The organism is Paraburkholderia graminis (assembly GCF_003330785.1).
Taxonomy (GTDB): Bacteria; Pseudomonadota; Gammaproteobacteria; order Burkholderiales; family Burkholderiaceae; genus Paraburkholderia; species Paraburkholderia graminis.
Window position 1 is genome coordinate 2,915,239 of record NZ_CP024935.1, and the last position, 16,013, is coordinate 2,931,251.

A 16,013-nucleotide genomic window follows, 5' to 3' on the forward strand; every position below is an offset into this window, starting at 1 on the left:
AAGAGCCGGCAGGAAGTCGCAACTAGAGGACCGTGTGATGCGTTCAATCCGCGGTCGCTCAGGAGTCGTCGTTCTACGGTCAGAGCTGACAAAGCTGGGCAGCCGCTCACAGCTTACGAAAGTCCTGGCGAAACTGGTTACGGCTGAAAAGCTGGTACGGGTCGGACACGGCGTGTATGTGAAAACGCGAAGGAATAAATTCACGGGAACAATGTTGCCGGCCGCGCCGCTTGAGACTGTTGCGGCAGAAGCGTTTACAAAACTGGGAATAGTCGTCAGCCCCGGAACGCTAGCTGAAGAATACAACTCCGGCCGGACTACCCAAATCCCTATGATGCCAGTCGTGAGAACAGGGGGACGCCGGATAAGCCGGAGGATTCAGATGGGCAGCAAACGAGTTGCTTACGAAAGAGCTAGCGGAAAGGGGCGGTCGTGAAGTCTTTTAAGCGCCGAACGGACATGCACGGTGGAGATACCTTTCACGTGTTCAACCATGCGTTGTCTGGCGTGGAATGAGCATGCAAACCGACATCACGGTATATGCAGACGACTGCACAGGCGATAGCCTGCTTATTGCCTGCGAGGGAACATCCGTCGAATCCGGCGGCTCGACGTGGCAGCGCGCTCTGGATGCACTCGCTTTTCCGTCGCCGCGCGGTCCATACCCCGTCTCAAACCGCTTCACGGTTTTTATCCACGAGACGCTTCCGAATTCGAGAGCCGACACGAACGTGTTGGCGACATATCGCATTGACGTGGTGTGCGAGCAGAACGTAGCGCACGTACACGTCCAAGGCACGAGTTCACGCGTGGCTTCAAAGGATGTTCGTGTTTGCATCGGTGACGACGTTGTTGAGATAGCTCGCGCGATTTTCAGGTCTGCGGCATGACAGTCTTCCTCTTGCAATTGCTCCGGGAGAACTGGTTACTACTTGCGGCCCCCTTGAGCGCAGCCATCGCGGGGCATGCTGCGGGCCGACTTCTGCGCGGAAAGACAGGACACTGAACGCATCCATCATGGGTGAAGTGAAGGAGTGAATGCAATGAAGGTAAGAGACTTGATTGGCCATCTGCGGAACGCGGACCCGGATGCCACCGTGATGCTCGTGTCTTACGATGCGCCCGAAGAAGATGCTGAAGCGGTCCGCTCCGTTCGTTCGGACGAGAAAACTTGGACGTATGAGCGGGGCTTAAGTAAGGGGCGCCCATATGAATCACTGTATCGGGGCGAACGGCACAGCGAACTTCGTTACGATTGCGAGAACATGATTTATGAAAACGTCTCTGTGATTTTGCTCGCAACGTAACAACGCCATGTCACGTCAGTCCTCCTCGCGTGCACGCGGCTGGAGCATCGCAATGCGACGAATCGACGCCATCTACGACCTTCCTCAGTTTGTGGCGTCAGCACTTGTGCGAAAAATCGCTGCAAACAAGTTTCGGCTCCCGGCGACAGACCGGGCCAAGTATCAGCAGTTGCCCGACGAGGTCATTGGCCGGATTGAACATATCGTTCGTCAAGCCTACCTCGAAGCTGGAGAAGACGTCGGCGGCGACATATTGCGAGAGCACCTCTGGCAGCTAGCACTCGAAGCCCGTCGAGAAATGGTCACAAGTGGAAAGCTACTGACGCCCGGAGACTTCAGAGAGGTAATCGGTGTCACCGAAAAGCGACTTACGCAGCTGCTCGACAACAACAGCGTCTTTGCAGTCGAGGTCGACGGAGTTCAATACGTGCCCGCTGTCCTGGCCAACCCGTCGCTGAACAGCAAGCGTTTGCAGGCAATCTGCCAGCTCATAGTGCCTGCGCCTCCGATGAGCCGACTGGAGTTCCTAGTGTCGCAGAACGGGAGTCTTGGCGACCGGCGCCCGCTGGACATGCTCGAAGACGACAATGAATTCAAGACGCTACGGCAAGCAGCAGTGGCGTGGGCCTCGCAGTGGTCGCGGACCTCGGTAAACGTCTACGGGGGCGTGCACGAGACGGAGCCAACTGACGTCTCCCCTTTGTACACAGCAATCGCAGAAATTGACCCGCGCCGTCCGTTGTGGGAGCGCGCGTCGGAGGCCCTTCACGCCCATGGATACGAATGGCCGCTCGGCCCTTATACGGACGTCCGACAATTCACCCTTTTTGTTGAGCGACAAACAGCTGGGGATGGTGCGCCGACGCCAGAGGCTTGCATACAAATCGTAGTGGACCGCGAAGATATTCATGTCCGCGTCGTTGCTGCGCCCGGTGCGACGCTTAAGTCACAGATGTTACCGGCCTTGAGAAAGACGAGTCTTATTGACCTTGCTAAGCGAGTCATCGCCCACCTGAGATGAGCCAACATGTACCTGACGACTTTCCCCGAGACGTGACGCCAGCGTCGCTGTCCGGAGCGCAGCCAAAACTGGCCGGGCGCCTCATTAACGGCAAGTTTGTCGTTGGGCAGACGGACGATGAGCGTTACCAACGATGGGAAGTATGTGCAGACCTCGCGCAGCAACTGGTCGCGAAGGCTCGAAAGGACGCAGCAAAGTATCCGCAGCATTCGCGGGAGGTCACTCTGCAACGCATGAGGTGTGCAATCGAGGCCAAAGGTGGGCAAGCGTTGTGGAAGCGGACTGGCTTGTCGAACGGCTGCGAGCGTTGCTCCACTGGTAGCAGCTAACCGAACGTAGGCTCGAATCTGCGTCGATTCTCCACAGATGCTGAGCGAAAGTCGGAAGCCGTTGACGACGCCGGCTTGCTCACCGTTCCCACGGGTACAAAGATGAACCAAATCATGACCGTCGCTGAGGTTGCAGCGATGCTAAATGTTTCGCCAGCGTATGTCGTTGCGCTAATCCGCGACGGCAAATTACCCGCAAGCGCAAATGCAAAGGGCACGCACACCGTCGTACGCACAGACGCGGAAGCGTCTCGCTTGAGAGCAAAACGGCATGGGCGCAAAGCGCTCGAAGAACTCGCACGCGTTTCGCAGGAAGCGGGCATCTATGGCAAACAAAAGTGACTGCCGACTGCGCTTCCGTGGCCCGTCTGCAGTGGAGGCAAAGTATGACCATCGCCGAAGTCGCGAGGTTGCTATTTGTTAGCCGGTCGCACGTTAGACATCTGCTGGAGAGCGGACACCTTCACGGTGCGCTCGGCCATGATGGCGAGTACATGGTCGATGAGGGCTCCGTCAGACGTTACCGGCAAGAGTTGGACGAGAGGGCGAGACGGTATCTCGACAGCCAGACGGAGGACGATGAACCGCCTGGCCTGTGGGATGCAGATATGGAGTGACGTTCAGCGCCGCGAGCCCGCTGCTTGGGCTAGCGTTAGATGATGACTATCTTCACTGCCCCGCTTGGCGCCGCGAAATCCTGGTGTGCGGGACCCAACTCCTCGGTATAAGCGAGCCCGCGGGGCTCGCGGCACTCAGGTCAAAAACTGGAGCTGATGTGCAATACGAGAATCTGATTGCGGATGCTCGCGATGCCGGGCTAACAGAGTCCACGCGCGTACGTGCCGCGTTTGATGCCATTTATTGCTGTTCTCCGCAGCTGGAATCGTTGGCGCAGTCGTTGGCGGCCCTCGGGCTGAACGCAGACGACGTCTCGCTTGTCAGCCGGTTGGCCGACTGGGTCGTGAACGTAGCACCACTTGAGCCGCTGCCCATGTCGCCAAGCGAGGCAGTGGCGGTCGCGGAGCGCGTTCACAAAGTCATTGGAGGCAAATAGTGCCGCGCATGACAGTCTCGACTTTCGCCAACGCCTCGGCGACACTCCGCGGCGTCTCAGAAAATTGCTGACAGACGGCAGCGTGTTCACTCTGGAGGTCGACAACTTGGAGCACTAGCCAGCACTGCTCGCAGAACCGGGCAGTGACCACAACAGATTGCAGGCAATCTGCAGAATCATTGTCCCCGCGCCTGAAGGCAGCCGTCTCGCTTTTCTTTCGACGCCAAAAGGTGGCTTGTGGCCCAGGCGCCAATCGCAAGGTTCCGGGGAGCGCTCGGTCTGGCACCACGCGATGAATGTGGATGTCAGGCAGCCTCGGATTCTTAATCGGTCCGTTCGAGCCGCTATCCAAGTGACTTTTACGGCCGTGAAGCTGTCTGCGGACGCTCATGACCGTCGGCTGACGTCGTTGGGCTATCCTGTTGCTCTACTACAACCAGGACAGTCCGCCGAACGCTATGGCTCTTTCTCCCTTGCCTCCACTCGCATGTCTGCAAGCATTCGAGGCTAGCGCCCGTTATTTGAGCTTCACTCGCGCGGGGCAGGAACTGCACCTGTCCACCAGTGCTGTAAGCCGGCAGATTTCTCAACTCGAAGATTTCCTGGGGCGCCGGCTGTTCGTGCGGCAGCACAACGCCCTAAGGCTCACGCCGGCGGGGGAAACCTATGCGGTGGATGTGCGGCGCATGTTGGAGCTGTGCACCAGCGTTACCTCGAGTCTGATGGCTCGCGTTGTCAGGTCTCGCCTCACGGTGTCCTGTTCAGCTGGTATCTCGGCATTCTGGCTCGCGCCCAGAATCGGTTCGTTTATCGACGGGAATCCCGATGTGGACCTGCGCATCATTGTGCGGGACCACTTTGGAGCCGTCTCGCCAGCGGAATACGACGTCGGCATTTTCTATCTACGCAACCCCGAGGTTCCCGGGACGCACACACGGAAGCTTTTCGACGAAGAGGTCTTTCCGGTTTGTTCGTCTACTTATCTCGATGGGCGCAAACTGAAGCCGGTGGAACTGCTGACTTGCACGCTGCTTGTTCTTGAGGACGCAGAGCGGAGCTGGATGTCCTGGCACACCTGGTTCGAAAAGGCGGGACTTGAACGACCAGCGCTCAATCAAACCATCATCGTCAACAGCTACCCACTCATTGTCCAGCTTGCGACGCATGGCAAGGGCGTCGCGCTCGGTTGGAACCGGGTTATCGACCCGCTCCTCGAGCACGGCGCGCTCGTCAGGGCATCGGACTCTCACGCGACAATGGGCGGCTCCTACTTTGTCACCTGGCCATCAGAGCGTGCGGAAACACCAGCCGCCCGTCGGTTTCGCGAGTGGGTAATTAGCCAGACACCCGCTTTGTGACGCCCCCGCTTGCAAGCCTCTGGACGCGGTTGCGTTTTTTGCAAGCGCGTTTGCGAATTTAGCGTTATGCGGCCGTCACGCCAAAAATTACATTGATTGCGTAACGAATCACGGACGCTCATCTCGCAAAGCGACAATCCAGAGAGGTCTAAATGGCAACGAGTGCATCAAACGGCATACTGGTGGGCGAGCCGCCCACAAGGACGGCAACGCGCCGGAAGGCGATTTTGGCCACCGTCATCGGCAGCGGTCTAGAATGGTTCGATTTTTCCGGATACGCGTTCTTCGCTGCAACCATCGGTAAGCTATTTTTTCCCGCAGGCAACGAGACAACGTCGCTTCTACTATCGCTGGCTACTTTTGGCGTTGGTTTCGTGATGCGACCGCTCGGCGGCATCGCTTTCGGCATCTACGGCGACAAGGTGGGTCGCAAGCGAGCGCTGTCGCTCGCCATGCTCATTATGGCGCTCGGCTCGGGCATCATTGCTTTCGCTCCTACGTATCAATCTATCGGAATCGCCGCGCCATGTCTTATCGTCATCGCGCGATTGCTGCAGGGTCTGTCCGCTGGCGGTGAAATGGGCGGCGCTACTGCGTTCCTGACCGAGCATGCTCCAGCTAAACGTCGTGCTTTCTATTCGAGCTGGATTCAGACGAGTATCGGTTTCGCCGTGGTCATCGGCAGCCTTTCCGGTACGCTTATCACGTCGAGCATGTCGGCCGAATCGCTCACCACATGGGGATGGCGCATTCCGTTTTTCATCGGCATGCTGGTGGCCCCGGTTGGATACTACATCCGGCTGAAAATCGAGGAAACGCCCGAGTTCATATCGGAGAAGCGTCACACCAACACGCCGCTGCGTGACGTCATTCGCGAGTATCCGCGCCAGGTGCTCTCAAGCCTGCTGATGGTCGTACTGTGGACCGTCTGCACGTACGTCATCCTGTTCTACATCCCGACTTATGTTGTGAAGTATCTGCACATGACCCAGCGTGAGGGCTTCACGTCGGGCGTCGTCAGCGGTGTCGTGCTGATGGTCATGGCGCCCGTGTTCGGGGCACTGGCGGATAAGGTTGGCAAGCGGCGGGTCCTTTCGGTCGCTGCGCTCGTTATTCTGGTTGCCAGCTATCCACTGTTCTCTCATCTGATTAAATCGCCCGACTTTGCCACGCTGCTGACCTTCCAGGCGATTTTCGGCGTGCTGATTGCGGCATACACCGGCCCGATTCTGGCTCTCTTCACGGAAATGTTCCCGAGCCGCGTCCGTGCGACCGGATTGTCTTTGGCCTACAACGGCGCCGTGACCATCTTCGGTGGCTTTGCCGCTTTCATCATCACTTGGCTTACCCAACACACGGGTGACGCCGAGTCTGCGTCTTATTACATCGTCTTCGCCGCGGTGGTTAGCCTGCTCGGCATCTCGCTGACAAAGCCACACCAGGCTTGAGGAAATTCACATGAACATGTTGGTAATCGAAGGGGTCAACATTTTCGACCCCGCAACGAAGAAACGCGAGACGAACACTAATGTCTGCATCGCCGACGGGAGGATTGCGGCAATAGGACAGATACCTTCGTCGTTTGTCGATGCCCGCAGGATAAGTCTTCCCGGGCGTACCGTCTTGCCGGGTTTCATCGACCTGCACGTCCACGTCGTCGCGTCGAATGCGAATCTGGGCGCTAACGCGATGATGCCAAATTTCCTGGCTGCGCTTAAAACGTTGCCCATCCTACGCGGCATGCTGAATCGCGGGTTCACCACCGTTCGTGATGCAGGTGGCGCTGACTTTGCAATGTGCGATGCTGTCAACAGCGGCGTGCTTTGGGGCCCGCGCATCCTGTCTTCGGGCAAGGCGTTATCGCAGACCGGTGGACATGGCGACTTCCGTCAGCGCAATGACAAGCTTGACGATGCCTGCGGGTGCCTGGGACGTCAGGGAGCGATTGCTCGGGTGGTCGATGGTGTCGAGGCGATGCGCCTCGCAGTACGCGAAGAACTCCTCAAAGGTGCCTCCCAAATCAAGATAATGGCGTCGGGCGGTGTCGCTTCGCCCAACGACCCCATCACCAACACCCAGTACTCGGAAGATGAAATCCGTGCTGCGGTTCAGGAAGCGGCGGCGGCCGGGACTTACGTGATGGCGCATGCCTACACCGCTCGTGCCGTCCGGCGCGCCGTCGAGTGCGGGGTTAAATGTATCGAGCACGGAAACCTCATCGACGAGGAGACCGCCCGGCTCCTTGCGGAGCGTGGCGTAGCGGTCGTGCCCACAATCGCTACTCTCGACCGTCTCATTGAACAAGGTCCCGCGCTTGGTTTTCCCGCTGAATCGCTCGCAAAGATTGAGGGAGCACGCTCCGTCGGCCGGCAGGCACTTGCGCTGATGGCGCGCGAAGGCGTGAAGGTTGGGTTCGGCTCAGACATGCTGGGCGAGCTGCACTCCTTCCAGTCCGACGAGTTCGCGGTTCGGGCAGAAATCGTCGGCAACGTTGAGGCCATCCGGTCGGCAACCTGCGTTGCCGCCGAAATCACAGGTGAAGCAGGGGTGCGGGGAACGGTCGCCGTCGGGGCCGCGGCTGACCTCATCATCGTCGACGGTGACCCGATTGAGGACATTTCACTTCTGCTCGGGCAAGGCGAACACATTCCTGTGGTCATCAAGGCTGGAGTGTGTATGAAGGAAGCCGGCCGACTGCTCGAGCCAGTGGCAGAGTGAACCGCTGGCGCGCGGCATCGGTCGCGCACACCCCTCCAAAGGCGCACCCGAACATGACCTCTCTCAGCACCAGAAATTTCGACGCCCACGCAACAGCTGCACTGCTGGACTATCCCTCGCTGGTGCGAGTTCTCCGGGAGACCATCATCGAATACGGCGCGGGACACATCGCGAGTCCTGAGCGCCTGGCCATTCCGATGCAGGAAAGCGGCCTTATGCTGTCGATGCCTGCCAGTGCTAAAGACATCGCCATCCATAAGTTGGTGACCGTGTGTCCTGGGAATGGAAAGCGCCAGCTTCCGACCATCCATGGTCAGGTCATCGCATGCGACACGCGCACCGGGCAAATGTTGTTCGTGCTCGACGGGCCGACCGTGACCGGCCGGCGAACGGCAGCGGTCACTGTGCTGGGCATTCAGACGCTGCATGGCACGGCTCCCTGCGAAATTCTCATCATTGGCACAGGAAAACAGGCGGCCAACCACGCGGAAGCTTTCGCGGCTTCCTTTCCGGAAGCAAAACTGTTGGTCAAGGGCAGCTCCCGGGCGGCTGCGGAGGCCTTCGTGGCTCAGAGCCGGTCGGTAGCACCGAACCTGTCTGTCCTTGATGGCGACGTGATTCCCGACAGCATTGAAGTCGTCATCACCTTGACAACCAGCAAGTCTCCCGTTTACACGTTGCCGGCGCGACCCGACCGTCTCGTCGTCGGGGTCGGCGCTTTCACGGCAGATGCAGCAGAAATTGGCAAGGAGACCGTCGACGGAAGTTTCCTGGTTGTAGATGACCCTGTCGGCGCAATGCATGAAGCGGGCGACCTTATCCAGGCCAGGGTTGAGTGGGCCTCAGTTTCTCCGCTAGCCAAGGCACTAGCTGGCGAGCTGAAGCCGAGTGCGCCGATTCTGTTCAAGAGTGTTGGCTGCGCTGCGTGGGACTTGGCCGCGAGCCGCGTAGCGCGTTCAGCGCTCGACTTAGACGCCCGTCAAATGAGCGCTGACATGTAACTAGCGTCGATTTAAATCGCTGCCGGTCCCGTGCGGTGAGTAAAAGCAGGACATCCACAGATTTCACCGAAGCAAACATGAAAATCACACGCACCATCTCGACTGTTGAAGTTCACACCGGCGGTGAAGCGTTCCGCATTGTCACCAGCGGTCTTCCGCGCCTGCCTGGCGACACTATCGTCAAACGGCGCGCGTGGCTGAAGGAGAACGCCGATGAAATCCGCAAGGCCCTGATGTTTGAACCCCGGGGTCATGCGGACATGTACGGCGGTTACCTGACGGAACCGGTTAGCCCGAACGCTGATTTCGGTATCATTTTTCTTCACAACGAAGGCTACAGCGACCATTGCGGGCACGGTGTCATCGCACTATCGACGGCGGCGGTGGAGCTTGGGTGGGTGCAGCGTCAGGTGCCCGAAACCCGCGTCGGTATCGATGCGCCGTGCGGCTTCATCGAGGCATTCGTGCAGTGGAACGGCGAGCACGCGGGCAATGTCCGTTTCGTTAATGTGCCGTCCTTTATCTGGAAGCGAGATGTCACTGTCGAGACCGCGTCGTTTGGCACGGTCAAGGGCGATATCGCCTTCGGTGGCGCATTTTACTTCTACACGGACGGCGCGCCGCACGGTCTTGAAGTTCGCGAGTCTTCTGTCGAAGAACTCATCAAGTTCGGTGCCGAAGTGAAGGACGCTGCAAACCAGGCATTCCCCGTTCAGCATCCCGACATTCCAGAAATCAATCACATCTACGGGACCATTGTTGCCAACAAACCGCGGCATGAAGGTTCCACGCAAGCCAACTGCTGTGTGTTTGCAGACCGCGAGGTGGACCGTTCACCGACCGGCTCCGGAACAGGCGGTCGCGTCGCTCAACTTTACCTACGCGGCGAATTGGGCAAAGACGAGACGCTTGTAAATGAGTCTATCATCGGGACTGTTTTCAAAGGCCGCGTTCTCAGCGAAACGACCGTCGGCAACTTCAAGGCAGTCATCCCGGAGGTGGAAGGCAACGCATACCTTTGCGGCTTCGCGAATTGGATTGTGGACGAGCGTGACCCCTTGACTTATGGGTTCCTGGTTCGATAGACCAGCGTCGGCATTGATACCATGTTGAGCTAGACGCTGAGCAATGGCTAATGGGTCGTTGACACTGTCCTGGACAACATGCGATGCGCTGTCACTGGAGGCAACGTCCACGAGTAGTCCGGTTCAGAGCAACAAGGACCCGCACTTCTCGTTCTCGCAACGGGTGTGGCGTGTCCAGCCATTGATTGCGTGCAATAAAATGCGGAATGCGGAATGCGGCAATGCGGCCCGAGACGTTTGAGCAATGTCGTGCAACCGCGCATCGGCTTGTCGACGAGTTGCGCGCGGGCGGTCACAATATTCCCGATTTTCGGCGACAAGCTTCGCATTCTTGACAGCGCCTCTGGGCAGGCGCCGGCCTGACGTCGCCCTCTCCAAGCTATTTCCATAGTTGCAGGAAGCCGTCGTCTCGACGCCTTTTCTTTATCTGCCGCATACCGTGTCCGACTGACCAATCGCACCGAGAGAACGACTCGGTTCGTGGAGGTGTAAGCTAACTGTATCAAGGCACGGCGAAGGTTACCTCGGTCGGACCCCGGAGCTGGTTATGAAAACGCTGGATGCAACGTCGCGCGCGGGCCACGTCGTTGCGATGGTGGTCCGGTCCGCAGCCTTGTCCGGTTGCTACTATTACGTTAGCTAGGTCTCAATAAGCATCCGCGCTTGGTCCAGAAGCGCGGATGCCGCGAGAAGCTCCTTGCGCCCCGCCATCGCGAGTGCTGCAGTCGCCGTCTCCCTGAATAGGTTCTCGTCCGAGATTTGCGGAAGACCCTGCTCGGCGATGCGTGCGCGCCGCAGCCGGAGGGACGCCAACATCCCGAGAGCATCCAGTCTCTGCTCTTCCGACGCACCAGCTACTACCAGCTCTGCCGCAGCAACCAACCGATTGATTGCACCTTCATATTCCGCTTTGTCCACAACATTTCCCCCGGCTGGTCAGAATATAAGTTCGCCCACTGGGACCGCGTACCGCAGTAGAGCCTACAAGGGCAGAGACAAGTGACGCGAGCGAGTTAGCCGTGCACTTGTTCATTACGTCGGCAGCATGGAGGACGCTCGCAATTGTCGCAAGTTCAACCGCTCTCGCAGACTGTGCCTTCGGCCGCAAAGTCGATTCTAATCGGACTGTGCCCGCTTTCGAAGTCTGCACCAAGCGTGCGCGATAGGTGTTCGAAAAACGGATTGAATAGGTCCGCTATGAGCCGGGGATTCGACTCCCAAACGGTACGGACGATGCTCGCGTATCGCATGAATTCAGCCTACAGTACCGCACGACGCACAGTGGCCCCGCGCATCGACCAGGTGCCATTGCGTCAGCGCATCGCTGCCGGAGTGCAGTGGGCAAGCAACCCGTTCCAGTCGTGCGACCGCCTTGCGCTCCGTAGTTCGGCAGCCTATGACGCCTGTCGCTTGACGAGGACTTCAGGAGACACATGGAATTGGCAGACGTCCGTCCAATCCGTCGAGCAGATTCTCCGAACGACAAGTGTTGGGGGCGCCCCTTTCAGCCCATTCGCCCTGGCTTCCTCGTTGCGACGCCGAGATGTGCGCGCGCAGGAATTCACCTTTGTCCCTCATCAATTGGCCGTAATTGCGGCCCCCGGGCTGATTGAGTCGTCTCGGCTCCGCTGGTAGGCCCCCCATGTTGAAGGCGAGTCGACGACGTTGTCCCGAAGTTGTCACATGGCTCATCCAACCTCAATGCGGAAACGCGCGAGCGTGAAAGCTTTTTCCTCCTAGAAGCGTAACGTGCACGGCCCCTTCAATCCGAACTCGCGAAGGTAATGAGATGAGCCCACTGTCCACGCAGCAGAATTTCCAGAGCCTTTCGCTCAAGGATTTGCTGGAAGCCAGAGAGCTGTATCACTGGCATCTGTCTAACAAAGCAAACGTCGTGGGCACTGCTGTGGGGCTTTACCTGATTCGAACGGACGACCCTTGGCCGGGAGACGCCGCGGCTCAAGACAAAGACGGTTCTCCTTATGCGAAGGGTATTCGCACGTTTGACAACTCCGAAGTACGTCCCTACTCGTGGCCCGCAATCATCGTGCTCGTACGCGATTGGGTGGATGCGACGGAGTTCGGATATGGCAAGGTCGACCCAGACCACATGGTGCCGCGGACCCTTTATATGCAGGACGGCCGCGCAGTTCCTGTTTGTGTCGTCGCTGTGCAGGTGACCGAGCCGTCAAGAGGCGCCCCCGCCGCTACACGCTGGCCCTCGACTTACATCGGTGGCGGATGTCCCGTGCTTTCGCAGGCGCAAGGTGTCGAACGCACGGCAACCGTGGGATGCCTCGTCACCGATGGGCATACCACTTATGCGCTTACGAATAGACACGTGTGCGGGGAGCCAGGAAGTATCGTCAAGGCCCGACTGCGCGGCGCAGCCGTTGATATTGGCATCGCCTCGGAGCGACAACTGACGCGCGAACCGTTCACTTCTGTCTTTCCTGAATTTCCCGGGAGCCGCAGTTATCTTACGCTGGACATTGGTCTGGTCGAGATACACGACGTCAACGATTGGTCGAGTCAGCCCTTCGGTATCAAGGGCACCCCCGGAGAAATCGTTGACCTCAATGAGTTGAGCCTGAGCCTTCAATTTATCGACCAGCCTGTGACCGCGTTCGGTAGTGCTTCCGGGCTGCTTGAGGGAACCATCAAGGCTCTTTTTTACCGGCATAAATCCCTGGCCGGTTACGACTACGTTTCGCAGTTTCTCATCGCGCCCGCAAGGGGCTTTACCCAAAGCGGGCCTGGAGACTCGGGAACTCTGTGGTATCTGAAGTCGGGCGACGAAGAAAATCCCACGCTGCATCCGTTGGCGGTGGAATGGGGCGGGCAGTCGCTACTGGCAGGCGACAAGCGCCTTAACTACGCGCTAGCCGCCGGGCTCAGCGCTGCATGTCAGTTGCTCGACGTCGACTTAGTCCGCGACCACAACCAAGGCGCTACGCCATATTGGGGACAAACGGGGCATTACAGTATCGCAACCGCTGCAATTGAATCGGTAGGCAGTGGTCCGTTACGGGACTTCCTGAAGGCGAACATCGAACGCATCAGTTTTCGCCCGGATGAGCTGACGCCGGAGCAGATTCACGAGAAACTTGCGAACGGCCAATTTGTCGAGCTTGCTGATGTGCCCGACCTGGTGTGGAAGAAGACCGCGGGGCGTGTGCCCGGCGGACGGGATTATGCGCAGAACGCCGGACCCGAACATCCGAACCACTATGCCGACATCGACAAGCCGCGTCCCGACGGCAAAACGTTGCGCGAGGCCACGTTAAGCAGTATCGAGAACATGAGTGTTTCTGCTTGGTTGAAGTGGTATGCCGATGACGGGCAGGCGGACACCCGCTCAGAGGGGCTGTTGCCGTTCCGTGTCTGGCAAATCTTCGATGAGATGGTTCGGCAGTTGAAGGCGGGGGATGATGCGCGTTTCCTGTGCGCCGCAGGGGTGCTGGCTCATTACGTTGGCGACGCATGCCAGCCCCTTCACGGCTCTTACCATGCTGATGGATACCGCGATGCCCCGGGCGCAACGAGTAAGGCGTGGCCGGGCAAGGGAGTCCATTCGACATTCGAAGATAAGATGGTGGACCGGCACTCGCGTGAGTTGCTGCCGCAAATCTCTCAACAAGCGAAACGCTTCAACGGCACTATCCCCCGTATTTCAGACGGCCGCGGCGCCGCTTTCGCCACAGTAACGCTGATGGCGCAGGCAGCAGACATGCTCCCTCCCAGCAAGCTTATCGACGAGTATGTCCGCCTCGGTGGTGGCAGTTCGGCGAGGGTTGTCGACGGTCTCTGGAACGTTTTCGGAGACGATACCGCAAAGCTAATGGGTGCAGGCGCGCGATACCTTGCCGCCATCTGGGAGGCAGCATTTGAGAAGGCTGACACGTCACTGCCCTCAGGAGCTCGGGAGATACCAGAAGAGGAATTGGCGAAGGTTTATCAGGACAAGGAATTTCTCCCTTCCGTCACGCTAGACAAGATTTCCTCGCTACTTGAATGACGCATCGCGTTAGTCGACCGCACGGCAGCGTGGATGATGGGTGAGCCTACGGTACACCTAGTCGTTCCGATGACGTGCAGTCATCTGCCCGCGCATTCGTGGCTAAAGCAGTTTTGACGCCGCCTTAATCTGGCGCTTCTGCTGCTTCTCCAAGGCACGAAGGGCTGGTGTTGCATCCACTCCGGCGGGCAAAGAAGAACAGTGCGCGTCTATAAGGTCGCGGCTCGCAACGACATCGTTGAGCGCGCCGAAATGCTTCTGTAGCCGCTTGAGTCCCTTAAGACCATCGCGCTGTTTCTTCTTCAGCAAAGGCTCGAAAAACTCGACAAGGTAGCGGACTTTTTTTCCCGCCTTGCGGACGTCGTGATATGAGTTGTAGTTAGAGGTGCCCGCTTTCGACGCGCGACGCATCCGTTTTTCTAATTGGCGCTGTGCCGTCTTTACCCGCTCCCGCGCGAATTTCCTCAGCGGTGTTCGCGCTGGCCTTGTGTTTAACTCCCTGTTCGCTTCGCTCACCGCATTGCGTAGGGTCTTGTCCAGATGAGCGCTACGCAATATCCCGGCGCTTTTCTCGGCCGTTTCTTTTCGATATCTCATGAACGCATCGAGAAGAGCCTGGTCACTGTCTTTTTCGACAAGCTTAATCAGTATGTCCCAGTCGCGCGTGTTCCCCGCTGCGCCAGCCAGGAACTTCAGAACTGCCAGCTGCTGGCTGTCGAATTTCTCGTCGAGAATCGGCTGATAGGCCCAGACAAGGGTGCGCAATCGACGAAGGGCGATGCGAAGCTTGTGAAGCTTCTCGGCGTCTGCATCTTCCTGCAGCGCTGACACGTGTTCGATGGCCTCGCTGACCAATGGGTTTGCATAGGTCGCGAAGCTCTCTTCCGCCAGCACTTCGCGGTTGAATATCGGTTTGCTACCGTCTAGGGTCATGTAGATTCCTTGTCTCGCACAATGCACCAGCTAGGGCAAAAAACATTCCTCGCGGCGCTAACTTCGCGGCGTGACGCTGTTTGCCGCCGCTTGCCGATGAAACGCGTCTGTAACGACTTTAGACGAACCACCGGCCGACGGGTTTGTGAAGATTTTGTGAATCCACGTTAAATCAGCCGACCTGAACTTCTCGTGCTCGGACGCCAACTTTGTGTCCCATTGCGGAGCCACTATTTGGCAGCGCGACACCGGTTTTCGACATGGGGGGCACGTAACGACTTGCTCGTCGCCGAACTCGACTACGAGCAGCGCCATTGGCGAGTCGCGCGTAGCTGGCAATACAAGGCGTCTCGCCGAGGGGGTGAGTCGCTGTTCTATGGCGCCGCGACTTGCTTTCTTATTCAGCCACTCGACTCCACGCGCTGCCGCCCGAACACATGCGTGCGTGTCAGGATTGCCATGCGCGAGGCTGGCTGCTTCCTACGCCCGCCCACCGCAACAGTCATTCGATGCTCGGACGACTCTAGAGGGTAGGTTTGCTTGATATAAAGAAGAGGCGCGAAACACCGTGCAGTTTGCAGGCGGTACCCAACGCCCCTTGAGGCGATGCACAGGTCTGCCTCGACCTGAAACGGTATATACTGTTTATATCGTTAACGCTGTGGAGAAGTAGATGAACGTCCCGAACGTCGAGAAGCCAACAAAGAAAGCTTTTCATTTCCCCAAGAGCGCAAGAGGCAAAGGGGTGGCTCTTGAGGAGGCCGCCGCTCAGCAGTCCGCAGAAGTCGAACGCACTCCGGCAAAAAAGCTCACCCAAGCGAAGCGCGTGTCCGCTCCGAAGGCACAAGAAGTGGCTTCAGCAGAGGCGAAGACCAAGCGTACAAAGAAGGAGAAAGTCGTGCGAGACAGCTTCACGATGCCGAAATCCGACTACGAAAAGATAGCTGCGCTAAAGCAGAAGTGTCTCGATGCAGGCGTCTCCGTCAAGAAGAGTGAGCTCCTGCGAGCAGGGTTGCTTATGCTGGAAGCTGCGGCGCCCAAACGATTTCTGGCAGCAGTTTCGGCGGTAGAAACGGTGAAGACGGGGCGGCCGGCGAAGGCTAAACCCTAAGTGCCGCTCTGCTATCGCGCGGCCAGAGTGGCGAGCCACAATGCAACGATGGAACGCGCGCGTTGACTGATAGGTTCG

Annotated in this window: 16 protein-coding genes; 14 read left to right on the forward strand and 2 right to left on the reverse strand. The window is 58.3% G+C overall.

The annotated features are described in order from the left end of the window. Window positions 1-37 precede the first annotated feature (37 nt). The 12 genes from CUJ91_RS34980 (at window position 38) to lhpH (ending at window position 9,873) form a co-directional block, all read left to right on the forward strand. Window positions 38-436 carry a DUF6088 family protein gene (locus CUJ91_RS34980; RefSeq protein ID WP_244231050.1) on the forward strand — a complete coding sequence of 133 codons (399 nt, stop codon included), beginning with the start codon at window positions 38-40 and terminating at the stop codon, window positions 434-436. Window positions 437-518: 82 nt separating this feature from the next. Next, window positions 519-890, forward strand: coding sequence for a hypothetical protein (locus CUJ91_RS31160; protein ID WP_153067649.1), 372 nt, complete (start codon window positions 519-521; stop codon window positions 888-890). A 153-nt stretch (window positions 891-1,043) separates the two neighbouring features. Continuing rightward, window positions 1,044-1,307, forward strand: a complete 264-nt coding sequence (locus CUJ91_RS31165) for a hypothetical protein (protein WP_114157943.1) — start codon at window positions 1,044-1,046, stop codon at window positions 1,305-1,307. A gap of 52 nt (window positions 1,308-1,359) precedes the next feature. Further along, window positions 1,360-2,328, forward strand: coding sequence for a hypothetical protein (locus CUJ91_RS31170; protein WP_244231051.1), 969 nt, complete (start codon window positions 1,360-1,362; stop codon window positions 2,326-2,328). Window positions 2,329-2,759: 431 nt separating this feature from the next. Beyond that, window positions 2,760-2,999: a helix-turn-helix domain-containing protein gene (locus CUJ91_RS31180; protein ID WP_114157945.1), complete on the forward strand. Its 240-nt coding sequence runs from the start codon at window positions 2,760-2,762 to the stop codon at window positions 2,997-2,999. Window positions 3,000-3,043: 44 nt separating this feature from the next. Then, window positions 3,044-3,274: a helix-turn-helix domain-containing protein gene (locus CUJ91_RS31185; protein ID WP_153067650.1), complete on the forward strand. Its 231-nt coding sequence runs from the start codon at window positions 3,044-3,046 to the stop codon at window positions 3,272-3,274. A gap of 158 nt (window positions 3,275-3,432) precedes the next feature. After that, window positions 3,433-3,711 carry a hypothetical protein gene (locus tag CUJ91_RS31190; RefSeq protein ID WP_114158112.1) on the forward strand — a complete coding sequence of 93 codons (279 nt, stop codon included), beginning with the start codon at window positions 3,433-3,435 and terminating at the stop codon, window positions 3,709-3,711. Between the two features lie 458 nt (window positions 3,712-4,169). Next, window positions 4,170-5,069: a LysR substrate-binding domain-containing protein gene (locus CUJ91_RS31195; RefSeq protein ID WP_114157947.1), complete on the forward strand. Its 900-nt coding sequence runs from the start codon at window positions 4,170-4,172 to the stop codon at window positions 5,067-5,069. Between the two features lie 152 nt (window positions 5,070-5,221). Continuing rightward, the gene (locus CUJ91_RS31200; RefSeq protein ID WP_114157948.1) at window positions 5,222-6,517 is read left to right on the forward strand and encodes an MFS transporter; all 1,296 of its coding nucleotides are present in this window, start codon (window positions 5,222-5,224) and stop codon (window positions 6,515-6,517) included. 10 nt (window positions 6,518-6,527) lie between these two features. Continuing rightward, window positions 6,528-7,787, forward strand: coding sequence for a metal-dependent hydrolase family protein (locus CUJ91_RS31205; RefSeq protein WP_114157949.1), 1,260 nt, complete (start codon window positions 6,528-6,530; stop codon window positions 7,785-7,787). A gap of 53 nt (window positions 7,788-7,840) precedes the next feature. After that, window positions 7,841-8,788 (forward strand): bifunctional Delta(1)-pyrroline-2-carboxylate/Delta(1)-piperideine-2-carboxylate reductase, encoded by a 948-nt coding sequence (lhpI, locus tag CUJ91_RS31210; protein WP_114157950.1) that lies wholly within the window; start codon window positions 7,841-7,843, stop codon window positions 8,786-8,788. Between the two features lie 77 nt (window positions 8,789-8,865). After that, window positions 8,866-9,873, forward strand: coding sequence for a trans-3-hydroxy-L-proline dehydratase (gene lhpH, locus CUJ91_RS31215; RefSeq protein ID WP_114157951.1), 1,008 nt, complete (start codon window positions 8,866-8,868; stop codon window positions 9,871-9,873). 639 nt (window positions 9,874-10,512) lie between these two features. Here lhpH and CUJ91_RS31220 read toward each other — a convergent pair. Next, the gene (locus CUJ91_RS31220; RefSeq protein ID WP_244231052.1) at window positions 10,513-10,791 is read right to left on the reverse strand and encodes a hypothetical protein; all 279 of its coding nucleotides are present in this window, start codon (window positions 10,789-10,791) and stop codon (window positions 10,513-10,515) included. A gap of 871 nt (window positions 10,792-11,662) precedes the next feature. Here CUJ91_RS31220 and CUJ91_RS31225 point away from each other — a divergent pair. After that, window positions 11,663-13,891, forward strand: coding sequence for a phospholipase C/P1 nuclease family protein (locus CUJ91_RS31225; protein WP_114157952.1), 2,229 nt, complete (start codon window positions 11,663-11,665; stop codon window positions 13,889-13,891). Between the two features lie 102 nt (window positions 13,892-13,993). On the opposite strand, the gene CUJ91_RS31230 is transcribed toward CUJ91_RS31225, so the two are convergent. After that, window positions 13,994-14,824 carry a CHAD domain-containing protein gene (locus CUJ91_RS31230; RefSeq protein ID WP_114157953.1) on the reverse strand — a complete coding sequence of 277 codons (831 nt, stop codon included), beginning with the start codon at window positions 14,822-14,824 and terminating at the stop codon, window positions 13,994-13,996. A 673-nt stretch (window positions 14,825-15,497) separates the two neighbouring features. Between CUJ91_RS31230 and CUJ91_RS31235 the strand changes: the two genes are divergently transcribed. Further along, on the forward strand, window positions 15,498-15,935 hold the full coding sequence (locus tag CUJ91_RS31235; protein ID WP_114157954.1) for a hypothetical protein: 438 nt from the start codon (window positions 15,498-15,500) through the stop codon (window positions 15,933-15,935). Window positions 15,936-16,013 lie beyond the last annotated feature (78 nt).

Excerpts from the sequence above, each read along its gene's own strand:
- CUJ91_RS34980 (WP_244231050.1), top strand. The coding sequence starts at position 38 with ATGCGTTCAATCCGCGGTCGCTCAGGAGTCGTCGTTCTACGGTCAGAG.
- CUJ91_RS31160 (WP_153067649.1), top strand. The coding sequence starts at position 519 with ATGCAAACCGACATCACGGTATATGCAGACGACTGCACAGGCGATAGC.
- CUJ91_RS31165 (WP_114157943.1), top strand. The coding sequence starts at position 1,044 with ATGAAGGTAAGAGACTTGATTGGCCATCTGCGGAACGCGGACCCGGAT.
- CUJ91_RS31170 (WP_244231051.1), top strand. The coding sequence starts at position 1,360 with ATGCGACGAATCGACGCCATCTACGACCTTCCTCAGTTTGTGGCGTCA.
- CUJ91_RS31180 (WP_114157945.1), top strand. The coding sequence starts at position 2,760 with ATGAACCAAATCATGACCGTCGCTGAGGTTGCAGCGATGCTAAATGTT.
- CUJ91_RS31185 (WP_153067650.1), top strand. The coding sequence starts at position 3,044 with ATGACCATCGCCGAAGTCGCGAGGTTGCTATTTGTTAGCCGGTCGCAC.
- CUJ91_RS31195 (WP_114157947.1), top strand. The coding sequence starts at position 4,170 with ATGGCTCTTTCTCCCTTGCCTCCACTCGCATGTCTGCAAGCATTCGAG.
- CUJ91_RS31200 (WP_114157948.1), top strand. The coding sequence starts at position 5,222 with ATGGCAACGAGTGCATCAAACGGCATACTGGTGGGCGAGCCGCCCACA.
- CUJ91_RS31205 (WP_114157949.1), top strand. The coding sequence starts at position 6,528 with ATGAACATGTTGGTAATCGAAGGGGTCAACATTTTCGACCCCGCAACG.
- lhpI (WP_114157950.1), top strand. The coding sequence starts at position 7,841 with ATGACCTCTCTCAGCACCAGAAATTTCGACGCCCACGCAACAGCTGCA.
- lhpH (WP_114157951.1), top strand. The coding sequence starts at position 8,866 with ATGAAAATCACACGCACCATCTCGACTGTTGAAGTTCACACCGGCGGT.
- CUJ91_RS31225 (WP_114157952.1), top strand. The coding sequence starts at position 11,663 with ATGAGCCCACTGTCCACGCAGCAGAATTTCCAGAGCCTTTCGCTCAAG.
- CUJ91_RS31230 (WP_114157953.1), bottom strand. The coding sequence starts at position 14,824 with ATGACCCTAGACGGTAGCAAACCGATATTCAACCGCGAAGTGCTGGCG.
- CUJ91_RS31235 (WP_114157954.1), top strand. The coding sequence starts at position 15,498 with ATGAACGTCCCGAACGTCGAGAAGCCAACAAAGAAAGCTTTTCATTTC.